This is a genomic window from Cellulosimicrobium cellulans (assembly GCF_024124905.1).
Classification (GTDB): domain Bacteria; phylum Actinomycetota; class Actinomycetes; order Actinomycetales; family Cellulomonadaceae; genus Cellulosimicrobium; species Cellulosimicrobium cellulans_G.
Map to the genome: position 1 here is coordinate 341310 of NZ_JAMXST010000001.1, position 13680 is coordinate 354989.

At 68.0% G+C, this 13680-nt stretch carries 13 protein-coding genes; 2 read left to right on the top strand and 11 right to left on the bottom strand.

Annotation, left to right across the window (positions count from 1 at the left end; genetic code table 11):
- The first annotated feature begins 133 nt into the window (after nucleotides 1-133).
- Complete coding sequence (locus NHH00_RS01580; protein ID WP_290444578.1) at nucleotides 134-2278, top strand: DUF262 domain-containing protein; 2145 nt, start codon at nucleotides 134-136, stop codon at nucleotides 2276-2278.
- Here NHH00_RS01580 and NHH00_RS01585 read toward each other — a convergent pair.
- Nucleotides 2268-3143, bottom strand: a complete 876-nt coding sequence (locus tag NHH00_RS01585; RefSeq protein WP_253049567.1) for a helix-turn-helix transcriptional regulator — start codon at nucleotides 3141-3143, stop codon at nucleotides 2268-2270. The two genes, NHH00_RS01580 and NHH00_RS01585, sit on opposite strands and share 11 nt — an antisense overlap.
- Nucleotides 3144-3244: 101 nt before the next feature.
- On the opposite strand from NHH00_RS01585, the gene NHH00_RS01590 reads away from it, so the two are divergent.
- Nucleotides 3245-4009 (top strand): SDR family oxidoreductase, encoded by a 765-nt coding sequence (locus NHH00_RS01590; RefSeq protein ID WP_253049569.1) that lies wholly within the window; start codon nucleotides 3245-3247, stop codon nucleotides 4007-4009.
- A 33-nt stretch (nucleotides 4010-4042) separates the two neighbouring features.
- Here NHH00_RS01590 and NHH00_RS01595 read toward each other — a convergent pair whose 3' ends face one another.
- From NHH00_RS01595 to NHH00_RS01640, 10 genes are all read right to left on the bottom strand, one after another.
- On the bottom strand, nucleotides 4043-4840 hold the full coding sequence (locus tag NHH00_RS01595) for an SCO1664 family protein (RefSeq protein WP_253050708.1): 798 nt from the start codon (nucleotides 4838-4840) through the stop codon (nucleotides 4043-4045).
- A 41-nt stretch (nucleotides 4841-4881) separates the two neighbouring features.
- A complete protein-coding gene (locus NHH00_RS01600) occupies nucleotides 4882-5430 on the bottom strand; it encodes a DUF3090 domain-containing protein (RefSeq protein WP_253049571.1) in 549 nt (182 codons plus the stop codon).
- A gap of 55 nt (nucleotides 5431-5485) precedes the next feature.
- Nucleotides 5486-6205: a histidine phosphatase family protein gene (locus NHH00_RS01605; RefSeq protein WP_253049573.1), complete on the bottom strand. Its 720-nt coding sequence runs from the start codon at nucleotides 6203-6205 to the stop codon at nucleotides 5486-5488.
- A 58-nt stretch (nucleotides 6206-6263) separates the two neighbouring features.
- Nucleotides 6264-6857 (bottom strand): hypothetical protein, encoded by a 594-nt coding sequence (locus tag NHH00_RS01610; protein WP_253049575.1) that lies wholly within the window; start codon nucleotides 6855-6857, stop codon nucleotides 6264-6266.
- Complete coding sequence (locus tag NHH00_RS01615) at nucleotides 6854-7477, bottom strand: TetR/AcrR family transcriptional regulator (protein WP_253049577.1); 624 nt, start codon at nucleotides 7475-7477, stop codon at nucleotides 6854-6856. Before NHH00_RS01615 ends, NHH00_RS01610 begins: the two co-directional genes overlap by 4 nt.
- A 110-nt stretch (nucleotides 7478-7587) precedes the next feature.
- Nucleotides 7588-8193 carry an ATP-binding protein gene (locus NHH00_RS01620; protein WP_253049579.1) on the bottom strand — a complete coding sequence of 202 codons (606 nt, stop codon included), beginning with the start codon at nucleotides 8191-8193 and terminating at the stop codon, nucleotides 7588-7590.
- Between the two features lie 386 nt (nucleotides 8194-8579).
- Nucleotides 8580-9281, bottom strand: coding sequence for a hypothetical protein (locus tag NHH00_RS01625; RefSeq protein ID WP_253049581.1), 702 nt, complete (start codon nucleotides 9279-9281; stop codon nucleotides 8580-8582).
- Nucleotides 9282-9352: 71 nt separating this feature from the next.
- Complete coding sequence (locus tag NHH00_RS01630) at nucleotides 9353-11905, bottom strand: ATP-binding protein (RefSeq protein WP_253049583.1); 2553 nt, start codon at nucleotides 11903-11905, stop codon at nucleotides 9353-9355.
- On the bottom strand, nucleotides 11902-13077 hold the full coding sequence (locus NHH00_RS01635; RefSeq protein ID WP_253049585.1) for a hypothetical protein: 1176 nt from the start codon (nucleotides 13075-13077) through the stop codon (nucleotides 11902-11904). The genes NHH00_RS01630 and NHH00_RS01635 overlap by 4 nt, the downstream gene beginning before the upstream one ends.
- A gap of 87 nt (nucleotides 13078-13164) precedes the next feature.
- Nucleotides 13165-13512 (bottom strand): sulfate permease, encoded by a 348-nt coding sequence (locus NHH00_RS01640; protein WP_253049587.1) that lies wholly within the window; start codon nucleotides 13510-13512, stop codon nucleotides 13165-13167.
- Nucleotides 13513-13680 lie beyond the last annotated feature (168 nt).

The window sequence follows — 13680 nt, forward strand, 5'->3', positions numbered from 1 at the left end:
GGGCCCGGCTGACCGGCCGGAGGGCAACGACGGATGCGACGACTCACGGGCAGGCCCGCGCCGTGGGCGTGCCTGCCGCTCGCGGGCCCTGGTGATCGGGGCCTGCCCGCAGGTGAGCGCGTCGTGTGGCACCATGCCAGCGGTCCCGCAAGGCGCGAGGGCCGCTGCCTGGAGGTCGACCGTGGAAGCTCATCCTCGTCCGCTCAAGTCCGTCTTCCGATCCGACGTCCGCCTGACGGTGCCGCTCTTCCAGCGCCAGTACGTGTGGAACGTCGCCGACCAGTGGCTCCCGCTCTGGCAGGACGTCCAGCAGACACAACGCCGGTTCGAGCTCGGGGATCTCACGCCCCACTTCCTGGGCGCCGTCGTCCTCCAGCAAAAGCCCGCCAGTCTCGGCAGCCTGGACCTCCGGGAGATCATCGACGGGCAGCAGCGTCTGACGACGCTGCAGCTTTTCATCACTGCCGTCCGAGACCTTGCCGAGCACCGGTACGGGGACACTCGGCTCGCCCGGCGACTGACCAGACTGGTGGAGAACGACCAGGACTTCGTGGAGCGCCCCGACGAGGAGTTCAAGCTCTGGCCCACCAACAGGGACCGCTCCGCGTTCAGGAGCGTGCTCTCCGGCGATCACGTCGAGACACCGTACGCCCAGTCGCTCTCTCGCCCGGTCCAGGCGTACACGTGGTTTCGCGACCACGTCGCGGAGCACCTCGACCGTACGGGGAGAACGCCGGGGGAAGCACTCGCTCGCCTCGCCGACGTGATCACCGACGGCCTTGTCATGGTCGTCATCGACCTCACCGCGGACGACGACGCTCAGGTCATCTTCGAGACTCTCAACGCCCGTGGGACGCCGCTCCTCGCGGCAGACCTCATCAAGAACCACATCTTTCGCACGCTCGAGAGCGCGGGTCGTCCGGTGGAAGACCTGTACGCCACGTACTGGCGCCCACTCGAAGAGCGCGTCTGGGACGAGGACGTCCGTCAGGGCAGACTCGTGCGCAAGCGTCTTGACGTCTTCATGAACTACGTCCTGACCGCCCACCTGCAGCAGGAAGTCCTCTCGCACGACCTCTTCTCGACCGTGCGGACGTATGTCGGCGGTGACGCTGGCCGGGCCGTCGAACTACTCGACGTGATCCGCGCGTACTCGAGCATCTACCTCGAGACGGAGGCCACCGTGATCGGCACCGCACAGGAGCAGCTAGCGCTGAGACGCCTGCGGATCGCCGACACGACCACGGCGACACCCCTGCTGCTCTGGCTTTTCAAGAACACCGGAGGCGCAGAGCGAGAGCGCGCCATCGCGGTGATCGAGTCGTTCATCGTCCGCCGAGCCATCTGCGGCTGGTCGTCGTCCAACTACAACAGGATCTTCCTCGAGGCCCTACGGCGGGTCAGCTCCGGTGAACGCCCTGTCGACGCCGTGATCCAGGAGCATCTGGCGGGGCTGGGTTCCGGTTCCGGGTATTGGCCGCGAGACCACGATCTAGAGCAAGAGCTGCCGACTCGTACGCTCTTCAAGCGACTCAAGCGCGAACAGCTCCGACTGCTGCTCGAAGCGCTCGAAGACGCGCTGACGACGCGGTACACCGAGGCTCGTCCCCCCGGTACCAAGCTGTCGGTCGAGCATCTTCTTCCTCAGGCCTGGCGCTCCAGCTGGCCCCTCCCCGACGAGCAGGGCGACGACGCCGTTCGCACGGTGAGCGAGCGACGGGACGGCCTGCTCCACACGCTGGGCAACCTGACCCTGGTGACCGGGCCCCTCAACAGCTCGATGTCGAACGGCTCGTGGGCCGCAAAGCGTCAGCACCTCATGCGCTACTCGGCTCTCACGCTGAACCGGACCCTTCCCGTGGTCTGGGACGTCGAGGAGATCGAGGAGCGCGGGCGGACGCTCACGCGTGCGGCCTGTGAGATCTGGCCCGCGCCGCCGCCGATCAGCGACACGGTCACGCCCGACCTCGCGACGACCGAGCGGGCGTCGGCAGACGAGCTGGCCATCGCAGGAGTCGATCCCTCGGAATCGGCACGACCGGTGCGCACAGGGCGTGGCGATATCGCGGCGCACATCGACTTCGCCTTCGCCGACCGCGCTCCCGGCGACTTCCTGACGATCCATGAGATCAGCAAGGTCCCCTCCCCGGCATACCCCGACAAGGCGCCGTCCCAGGGAGCGATCGCGGCGAGGCTCTTCCCGGACGGTCGTCCGTCGACGGTTCCGGGCGTGCGGCCGGACAGGCGCGACGGCGTCAGAGGTGCTGTCAAGGTCTGAGTGTCGTGGCGCTCGGTGTCGAACCCGCGGCGAGGTCCTGCGTGCCCAGCACGCCGAGCAGGCGGATCCGATCCACTGCCTCCGTGCCCGGTGCCGCCGTCAGCACGAGCAGCACCTGCTGCTGGTCCTCCGTCAGCAACGCCTGGCAGTCGACCTCGATCTCCCCCACGACCGGGTGCACGAGGACCTTGTGGTCGACGAAGCGTCGCGCGACCTCCTGCCGCTCCCAGAGATCGGCGAACTCGGGGCTCGTGCGCCGCAGCTCGCGCACCAGCCGCCCGGCACGCGAGTCCCGGCCGAGCACCGCGACCGCCGAGCGCAGGCTCGCCACGAGCGCGCGCCCCTGGCGTTCCCTGTCGTCCTCGGGATAGATCGTGCGCGCCGTCTCCGGGTGAGCGAACCACCGGTAGATCTCGCTGCGGTCCCACCCCGTGTACGCCGTCGCGTCGCCGTAGAGCGCACGGGCCAGGTCGTTCTGCGCGAGCGTCTCGCCGAGGGGGTTCAGGATCAGCGCCGGGGTGTCGCCCAGCCGGTCGAGCACGCGCTGCAGCGCGGGCGCCACGTGGCCGGGATCGGTCGCCCGGTCGGGGACGCCGTGCCCCGCGACCCGGAAGAGGTAGTCGCGCTCGTCGTCGGACAGGCGCAGCGCCCGCGCGATCGACGCGAGCATCTGGGTGCTGGGCTGCGGGCCGCGCTGCTGCTCCAGGCGCGTGTAGTAGTCCGTCGACATGAGCGCGAGCTGGGCCACCTCCTCGCGGCGCAATCCCGGTGCCCGACGGCGCAGCCCGGGCGGGAGGCCGACGTCGCCCGGCTGCAGCGCCTCCCGGTGGCGGCGGAGGAAGTCGGCGAGCGCGGCACGGTCCATGCGTCCCATCGTCCGGGGCGCGCGGCGCGCGTGCCAGGGATCGCCGGTCCCCCGTTCACCGGACTCTGCCGCGCGCGTCGCCGCGCGCCCAGGATCGAGGCATGGACCTCACGAACAGCATCGTCTTCATCCCCGGCGCGACGAGCGGCATCGGCCTGGCGCTCGCCGTCGCGCTCCACGAGCACGGCAGCACCGTCGTCGTCGGCGGCCGCCGCACCGCGCTGCTGGAGCAGATCGCGGCCGAGCACCCCGGCATCGACACCGTGCGCGTCGACACGACCGACCCGGAGAGCATCGCCTCCGCCGCGAAGGAGGTGCTCGAGCGGCACCCCGACCTCGACACGCTCGTCGCCATGGCGGGCATCATGCGCGCCGAGGACTGGCACCACCCCGAGGGGTTCCTCGACACCGCCGAGGAGATCGTCACGACGAACGTGCTCGGGCCGATCCGTCTCGTCGGTGCGTTCGTCGAGCACCTGCAGACCCGGCCGCGCGCGACCATCGTCACCGTGTCGTCCGGGCTGGCGTTCGCCCCGCTCGCGGTCACGCCGACGTACGACGCGTCCAAGGCCGCGATCCACATGCTCAGCGAGGCGCTGCGGCTCCAGCTCGCGGACACGAGCGTCGACGTCGTCGAGCTCGTCCCCCCGTCGGTGGCGACCGACCTCATGCCCGGCCAGCGCGAGAGCGCGTTCGCCATGCCGCTCGACGAGTTCGTCGCCGAGGTCGTCGAGCTGCTGCGCACGCAGCCCGACGTGCACGAGATCCTCGTGGAGCGCGTGAAGTTCCTCCGGTACGGCGAGGCCCGCGGCGACTACGACGAGGTCGTGCGCGTGCTTAACGCCTCGGACCCGCACGGCCGCTGAGCCGCGGGACGTCGGGCGCGTGCGATCGGGAGGTCAGAAGAGCGGCCACGGGACGGCGGGCATGCCGCCCGACGGCGCCGGGAACCGTGCCGCCCCGAGCAGGCGGTCGCAGCGCTCGGCGAGGGCCGTCACCTCGTCGGGCGCGAGGAGCTCCGCGAGCCGGCGGCCGAGAGCACCGTCGGGGTCGGCGCCGCCGCCCGTGCCGAGGCTCGCGCGCACGCGCTCCACGCCCGCGAGCTCGTCGGCGTCGAGGCTCTCGCCGAGCCAGCCCCAGAGCACCGTCCGCAGCTTGGGCTCGACGTGGAAGGTGACGCCGTGGTCGACGCCGAGGCGCCGCCCGTCGGGCAGCGGCAGCACGTGCCCGCCCTTGCGGTCCGCGTTGTTCACGACCGCGTCGAACACGGCCATGCGCCGCAGCGCGGGTGTGTCCTCGTGGACCACGCTCACCGGGCGGTCCTCCTCGTCGACGCCCTCGAGCACCGTCCGCACGCCGTCCGGCGGGACGTCGCCCGTCGGGACGACGTCGACCGGCGACTGCGTCGCGTCGACCTCCTGCCAGAGCTGGACCATGCCCGGACCCAGCGGGCCGTCGCGCAGCCACGTGCGCGGCACGATCCCCCAGCCGAGCGACTCCGAGACGAGGTACGCGGCCACCTCCCGGGCCGCGAGGGTGCCGTCCGGGAAGTCCCACAGCGGCTTCTCCCCCGCCACCGGCTTGTACACGACCGAGACCTCGCCGACCCGGGCGAGGAAGGTCGCGTTCGACGCGGCACGGATGCGTCCGACGACCTCGAGGCGCGCGGTGTCGAGCGGCGTCGTGTCGGGCGGCATCGCGTCGAACGGCGTCGTGTCGACGCCGTCGTGCGGGGACGTCACGCCTCGTCGGGCAGCGCGCACTCGTGCCCGTCCGGGTCGACGGGCCGACCGCAGCGCGGGCACGCCGGTCGCCCGGCCTGCACGACGGCGCGCGTGCGCTGGGCGAAGGCGCGCGCCGTCCCGACGGGCATGCGGATGAGGAACGACTCGGCGGGCTCGGGCTCGTCCGCGTCGGGATCGAGCTCGTCGTCGTCGACGAGCGGGAACGCCTCGACGACGACCTGCGCCGTCCGGGGGTCCCAGCTCAGCCGCATCGACCCGGTGCGGAACTCCTCCTCGACGGGGAGGTCCAGCGGGTCGTCGTCGACGAGCTCGGCCGCCACGTCGACGGGGACGCTGTACCGGTTGTCGGGCGCCTCCATCAGCTCGTCGAGCAGGCGCTGGATGGTGTCCGCGAGGACGGCGGACTGCTCCTTCTCCAGGGCGACGCTCGTCGTGCGGGTGCCCGTCCGGGCCTGGAGGTAGAAGGTGCGGGAGCCGGGCATCCCGACGGTTCCCACGACGACGCGGTCGGGCCAGTCGTGCTCGTGGACGAGAGGGGGCATGACCCCACTCTACGAGCGCCCGCGCGCGACCCGCCGGGTGGCCGCAGGTCGGATGTCAGGACGGCTGCGGCTCGCTCGCGCCGTCGTGCCGCGCCGGGCCCGCGCCGCCCCCGACCGGCGCGTCGCCGACCGGCGCCGCCGTGGCGAGCCACGAGAGGTCGCCGGAGTCGGTGTTCACGGCCACCACCTCCGGGCGGTGCGGCCCGTACCGGACGATCGAGATCGACGCCGGCCCGACGACGATCCGCTGGAACAGGTCCAGGTGCGTCCCGAGCGCGTCGGCGAGCACGGACTTGATGACGTCCCCGTGCGACACCGCGGCCCACACCGCGTCCGCCCCGTGACGCGCGGCGACCTCGGCGTCGTGCCGGCGGACGGCCTCGACGCCTCGCGCCTGCATCGCCGCGAGCGACTCCCCGCCCGGGAACACGGCCGCCGACGGCTGCGTCTGCACGACGGACCACAGCGGCTCCGTGGCCAGGTCCTTCAGCGCGCGCCCCTGCCACTGGCCGTAGTCGCACTCGGTGATGCCCTGCTCGGTGACGGACTCCGGCGTGGCCGCCTGGCGGTCGAGCAGGGCCTGCGCCGTCTGCCGGCACCGCTCCAGCGGGCTCGTCACGACGCGCGCGAGCGGCACACCCGCGACGCGCTCGGCCGTGCGGGCCGCCTGGTCGCGACCGACCGCGTCCAGCCGGACCCCGGCAGACCGCCCGGCGAGGATCCCCCCGGCGTTCGCGGTGGTGCGGCCGTGACGGACGAGGAGGACGGTCGGCATGCCCTGAGCGTAGGCGGGACCGCCGACCCGTGCGGACGGCGCGGGCGGCGTCCCGGCCTCAGGTGGCGAGGGCGAGCACGACGACCGCCGCCCCGAGGACGGCGTCGAGCGCGCAGCAGAACGCCGCGAGGGACGCGGAGACGACGCGGCCCGTGCGCAGGTGGTGCACGTCCCATGCCGCATGGGCGAGGAGCCCCGCGCCGACGAGCAGCCCGGCCCACGGCTGACCGAGGAGGGCGACGGCGACCGCGACGCCCACGACGACGGCCATCGCCACGGCCTGCAGCGGCAGCCCCCACGCCGGGCGGGCCGCCCCGCGCGCGAGGCCGTAGACCGCCAGCACGACGACGACGCCGAGCATCGCCCAGAACGGGTCGAAGCCGGGGAGCGCGAAGCCGACACCGATGAGCACGAACGTGAGCCCGAACAACGGCCACGCGGCGTCGCGGCGACCGAGCGCGGCCGCGCCGAGGTAGACGAACGCGGCGGCGGTCAGGACGAGCGAGGACTGCGCGGTGTCGGAGAAACCGACCCACGCGGCCACGGCGAGCGCGCCGCCGAAGAGCGCACCCGTGACGACGGGCCACCACGCGGCGGGCCGGGCGAGAGCGCGCCCCGCGGTGCGCGCGGGGGTACGGTCCGCGGCGGTCATCGCGCCACCTCGTCCGGAACCGCGGGCACCGGCGTGCCGGGCGGGGTGAAGGCGGCGAGGACCGTCGCGGTGATGGTCGTCGCCGCGTCGTCGGGCGCGAGCCGGCCCGCGTCGATCTCCTCCGCGGCGCCGTGCATCACCCGGTGCAGGGTGCCGACCAACCAGGATGTCGGCAGGTCGGCCCGGAACACCCCGTCCGCGCGACCCCGCTCGACGAGCCGCTCGACCCGGGACGCCGGCCGCGCGTGCAGCGCGAGCACCCGCTCGGGCCCGAGCGCCTCCGTCGCCGCGGTGAGGAGCGAGCCGACCTGCACGATCGTCAGCCAGCTCTGTCGGACGAGGCGCACCAGCGCGTCGCGCGGGTCGCCGGTCAGGTCGACGGCGTCGAGCGCCGCGTCACCCTCCTCGATCGCGCGCGCGACGACCGCGTCGACGAGCACCGCCCGGTTCGCGAAGTGGCCGTAGAGCGTGACCCTGCCGACTCCCGCGGACCGTGCGATCTCGGCGACGCTCGCGTCGGGGTCACGGCTCAGGCACACGGCCGCCGCGTCGAGGATCGCCTCGACGTTCCGGCGCGCGTCGGCGCGCCGGGTCTGCTGCTGGATGGGTTCTCCGGGCATGTCGCCCTCCGTAGTCGAACACCACTGTACGAGTTACAGGACCGACTCCACCCGAAGTTCGGGGCAGAGTCAAGGGTTCGGCAGCGGATTCCTGAACGCGGCCGAGCGCGTCAGCCGATCACGCGGACCGACAGACCCTGCGACGCGAACGCCGTGACGCGCTCGCGCAGCCGCTCGACGTCGACGTGCGTCGCCAGTCCCAGCGCGGGGTCGACCTCGAAGCGCACCGTCGTCCCCGTCGAGCCGTCGTCGGCGACCGGGACCAGGTCCGTGACCGGGACGCCCCGCGCGTAGCGCTGGGTCCACGAACCGTTCAGCCGGCGGTTCGTGTGCACCAGCTCGGCGCTCAGCGCGCTCACGACGGACATCCCGCGTCGCGCACGCCCGTCCGGCAGCACCGGCGGCTGCGTCGCGTCGAAGAACCGCAGGTCCCGCGTCGCCATCACCGGCTTCTTGACGAACCGGCCCGCGTCGTCCGGCAGCGTGGCGGTGCCACGACCGTCGTCCGCGACGGTGGCACCCCAGGCGCGCAGCGTCACGACGGCGGAGCCCCCGCCACGGTCCTCGGCCTCCTCCGCGGCATACGCCAGCACCTCCAGCACCAGGTGCTCCACACCGCCCGGTGCCAGCTCGTGCGCACGACGCCGCACGTCTGCGAGGTGCTCGTGGTCGACCGACGCCGACCAGTCGTGCGTCGTCCTCGTCCAACCGGTCACGGCCCTCCCCCTCGGTGACGCCACGGATGCGAATCTCTCACGGCTGGAGGGGATGCGCGACGGTGCGCAAACACGGAGAGGGACCGGCCGAAGCCGATCCCTCTCGATGTCGGGCTGACAGGATTTGAACCTGCGACCCCCTGACCCCCAGGCGTCCAGACGGCTCCGCCGATCCCGAAACCCGCGTCGTTCCGGACCCCAGGTCATGCAGCGCGTGTCACGACATGCATGGTTTGCATGATTCTGGTCCCCTTTTGGTCCCCCTCGTCACCGCGGCTTGAAGGGCTGATTGACACTTTGTTTCTCGGTCGAAGCGTCTCTTGTGCCAGCCAGATGCTTGACCGGGTCAAGGGCGTCCGAGTGGGCCACACGTCTTGCGTGCATCATCAGTCCTCGACGGGATGAGTACGATCCTTTGGCAGCCGCCAACCTGCCGGAACTCGATCGTCAGCGATGCTCGGGTTGGGCACTGGCAGTTGCCGCTCCTCTATGCGGACCGTGTAGCGGTGCCAGCCGGATGCTGCCTGAAACCTTGCCAGCCGGAGTTGCGTTACACCGAGAGGATCGGACACGTCACGGCTCACGCGACCACGGAACCAGACGTCGGAGATGCCATGCGGAAGGACAAGGTCGTCCACGTCCTCCCCCGTCCCGCCTTCGTAGGAGTCGGAAAGACGATAGAAGTAGGAGCCATCCCTATGTTGCCGAGCGAACAAGAACAAATGTCGCTCATCCGCCGATTGAGCTAGAAGCTTCTCGAAGTTCTGGCACGCCCACTGCGTCGCCAGCATCTCGGCGCAAACTCGCGCTAACTGATTCAGACGCGTGGGGATCGATCCACTCTCGGTCTGTGGCCGACCCTCCCTCTTCGCTCGCGCCCACTCAGCCAACAAGCGCTCGGCTGGCGGCGACGTGACCTCGACGATGCCCTTGCGTCCTCTGCTATCGGGGTAGGTCCAAGAACCGTCTGGCATCTTGTCACCAGCGCCCGCGTCCGCCAACGAGATGTCGATCCCAAGCACTTGTTCCATCGCCAGGAACGCAATCTCCTCTTCGCGACGAGCCTTCGCCCCGACCGCATTGCTCATAGGTTCAGCGTCCTCTGGCTTCGGAGTTGCCCGGTGTCATGTGGACCACCAGCAGGTGCCTGGTCGGCCTCCTACGTCTGCTCTTCATCTGCTTGGGGCAAATCGTCAACATATGCGTGGATCGTGGCAAGCACGTTCTCGGGCTTGATGTTGAGTTCCACTCGGTCTTCACGAGCCATGAAGTATCCAGGAGCCATACGGCTCAATGCCAAGCACTCTTCACGCAACTCGGCGTCAGTAATCGTTAGCTTCTTAGTGAGGCGGAGCGCGGTTCTGAGTGCCGCGTACTCGACCGTGTGGTCTCGATCATCCTGCTGGAGCTCCCACACTGTCTCCAAGATTTGTTGATGCGGGCTGGACTCCGGCTGAGACAGAGCAATGGCATCGACCCACTTTTCTGCGTCTGCTGGACTTTGACAAGTGGCGAGCAGTTCGCGCATCTTTGCCAGATTCACTCGCTTGATCGGCGCCAGCCTCACCAGCCTCGCCAAGTCCTTCGCGCGCATGAGGGTGATGCCTTTGGTCGGGTTCGCCACCCGATCGGCCTGGATCTCGCGCATGACCGCACCGAGGTCATCTGCACCGGTCTCGAAGTCCGGTCCGACAACGATCGCAAAATCGCACTCCGCTTCATCGCGGTGGCGCGCAATAGTGGATACCTCAACGCCGCTCTTCTTTACTTTTCCGCCGGGCTTCTCTTTGCTCTTGGCCTCTAGGGAGACTCGATACTGAGTCTTTCCATGCTCACCCGCAGGTAGGAACGCTTCCGCAAGCCCGTCCTGCTCGTCCTTTGCTGCTTTCGGGACGGCCTCGAAACCGAGTTGCTGGAATACCTCGACCAGCGCAAGCTCAAGGCCTTTGGCGCTAGTTAGCGATGCCATCAGGCCCTGCGCGACGGTAATTGAGTTGCGCGCACCCGACGAACGTGCAAGGTGGCGAAGTAGCTCGTCGCGAGAGTCCAGAACGGTCGAAACGGCGGAGTCATCAAGGTTTGCGTCGTGAAGCCCTGCTTCAAGAAGAATCTCCGCCATTGCGAAAAGTTCCAGAGGGAGGTTCTTCTTGCGATCGTTGAACTCGTCGGCAAAGTGTGCCACGAAGGGATGCTCAAGGTTGATCGAGAGCTGCCCGCTTGCGCTGTCCAGCATCGCCATTGGAAGCAGCGTGCCGAGGTCTTCATACACGACATCGCCGATGAGACCGCCGCCATCAGTGATACGACTTTCGAGAAAAGCGATCAGCTCTGCGGCGGTCGGGAACTTCTTCTTGTCGATCGGTACGAGATGGCGGGAGTGAATCTTCTCCTCATACGAGTCCACGACCATTCGCAGGATCGGTCGTTCCGTGAGGCTCGCAGGGCTGTCAGCGAAGCGCTGCGAGGCCCGCCTTTCGCGAGCGGTCTCGGTTTCGTGTGCGTCCAGTTTCGTTCGTGCAAGGTTGAAGAGACCACGAAGGAGTTCTCGGGCGCGCTCGACCACGGGGCTCGCGAGCAGAGTCTCGCGGCTGGATCGGAGCTCGGCGTCGAGACGATCGATGTTGATAACCAGGCGGAACCGCGAGAAGGTGCCGTGGCGAAGGCTGTTTCGGTCGATTCCGAACCCTGAGTCGTCGGGGTTGATGAGTCGGCCATGGACGTAGACGAAGAAGCCGTTGCTTCTCCCAACTGCTTCAGATTTTCCCGCATCGATGGGGTCTTCGTAGAGCTCAAGGTACCCACTGACAGGGCCCAGACTCTTGTCGACTAGGAGAAAGTGCTGGTACTCGGCTTCAGGAATCTTCTCGTCCGCGTCCGCGTCTAGCTCCTCTGGAGCAGGACTCGGGATGGTGAGAATATCTTTGCCGAGAACCCACGTCCCGACCTGCTTCGCGGATGCTTTCGAGGCGACGACTTCGTTGCCGTTCAGATACAGGGAGAAGTCATCGCGCAATGGCATGGCGGTAGATAGAACCCATCGAAGCCTGCCTGCGGAGAGTTCGATCGCCATCGGTTTGAGTTCGGTGATGATCGCCACGGTCCAGGAGTCCTCGGCCTCGTCCCCAAAGAGAGTCAGGTTCTCGCGGCCGGTGTCGTCAGACAGCCAGGGACGAACGGCTCTGTGCGCTTCCTCCTCGGTGAGTTCACGAAGCGGAAGCTGGACTGGTGGCGTCGCGGTGCCTTCAGACTCGTCAGTGCGTTCGCTCGCCGGTGGAGGCGTTGGAATCGCCTTGAAATCCATGGTTGTCGAGAAGAATTTCCCGTCCGCCTTCGTGATGTGTGTCAGGCGGGTGCCCAGGACGTAAGCTGCGAGCTTGCCGATGCCGAACTTCCCGATGGTACGGCGACCACGGGCGGTTGTGCGGTTGCTGGCCTTGACGGAGTCGCCGACGATCCAGTGGACCTTGAGCCCGGTTGCATCCATCCCAGTTCCGTTGTCAAGGATGGCGATAGACGCGTCACTCGCAGCTCGGTCAGGTGACATGACGGTATGTACGCACGTCGCATCGGCGTCAAAAGCATTTGAGACCAGTTCTTCAATCGCCTTGTTGGGGCTGCTATAGAGACCTTCGGAGAATAGGCCGATGATCTGGAAACTGATTTCGACATTGATGTGGTCTGTGACAGTGCCCGACTCGAAGAATGTGGTCATGGCTTCTTCACGGTCAGTACGACCTCGGTCCGCATCCGCTTCGCCATCGACGATTCGAGGTTCGCAGTCCGAACCGGGAGGTACCGCCTATTCTCCGGCAGCTCGCGCTCAGTTCGAGCCGCGACAAGGAAGCCAGAATGCTCATACGCCTTTCGGACGAGCACATCGTTCTGGATATAGTTTCCACGCAGCGTGGAGTTGCCGATTACCGTGACAACCTCAGAGCCGGTCTTGCAGACACGGTTAAGCTCGCGCGAGAAAAGTGCGAGATCGTGCGCGTAGCGCGTGATCGTGGCCATGGGAAGTTGGTCCGGCGCGTCCACCGAGTCCTTTATGTACTGCACCATATCCGTGACCTGCTTTAGAGCGTCGCCGTCGAGCGCGCGTTCTGCCCCGATGCTGTTCGAACGAATCTTCCGCAGTTCAGGGATCGTGTGTCCGAACCAGATCAGCGACATCTTATGGCCGCGTAGATAGTCGATCGCATTTAGGTATGGCGGTGAAGTGATAATCAAGTCAACCGATGAATCAGGCAAATCGAGCGCGCGCGCATCTCCCCTACAAACCTCAACCTGTCCAACGATGGATCGCTCATCGAGCAGCTTCTTGAGGCTTGCAACAGACCCCTCGAACCCGCGATAGACGTCGTAACTAGATTCGGTAGCCACACGGTGTGGTCTGCTGTGCGATGTGTCGGCCGCCAGCGAGGCCTTGGGCGCCTTCGTGACGATGATCCGACTCAACGCCACTTGAAGAGCCTGACGAACGGCATCATCGCCGATCCCGTCCAGCTCCCGTGCGAGGCGGTTGAGTTGAGTGCGCTGAGTTGCCGCAAACCAGTACTCGGCGAACTTCTGCGTCTCTGGGTCGTCCCATCGGGGTGAGTCCACGCTGGATGCTCGCGCAAGTGCGCAGATGCGCTCGGCTTCGGCGACGACTTCCTCGGTGTCAACGGCCTGGGTGGCAACGGAGCTCATGAGGACTGCGAGAGGGTCGACATCGAACCCGCGTGCGGCGTGGCCTCTGTCTGCCGCTGCGGCGAGGACCGTCCCTGACCCGCACATCGGGTCGAGTACCACTAGCTCCGACTCGTCTGCAGTGGAGTCCAGGTGGTCGATGGCGATGTCCGGCGCCATCCTGGCGGGGAACGGGTGGATCGTCCTTGCACCCATCAGCACTCCTTCGACTCGTACGTTCCGGCACGAGCAGGCGTGCTCCTAGAGGCCGTTCACCTTCTCATCATCCCAGGGGCGCGGGAGTCAGGTCAAAGAAGCCTGCCGGCGTGTCCGAGCGTATCGGCAGCCTCCGACACGCTCCTGGCGCCTGCGCCGCACGAGCTGGATCAGACTGACGGGGCCGTTCCAGAGGAACTTGAAGGCGTTCCAGACGAACACCAGGACCAGCAGGTGGAGCCAGCCGGGGCCGCCGTCGTTGATGATCGTGGTGCAGATCGCCGCGGCGTAGAGGTAGGCCCCGGCGAGGAGCATCGCGGGGATGCCCCACTTGAGGCCGCGTCTGGTGCGGATGGCGTTGAGCAGCAGGTTGGTGGGTGCGTAGCGGAGTACGCCATAGCCTCGTGCGCTGAGCGCCACGGACGTGCGGAGCATTGCGGGTCTCTCTTCCTCGTCATAGCGCGACGGGTGTCCGTCGTGGAGGCGGCTATGAACCGAGTGCCCGCGAGGGGCCGTCCCGAAGGACCCGCGTAGTTTGCTGAACCTGCCTCGCTACCGAGTTTACGACTGACTCGTGACAGAGGGAACCCCCGGCGGCAGGCA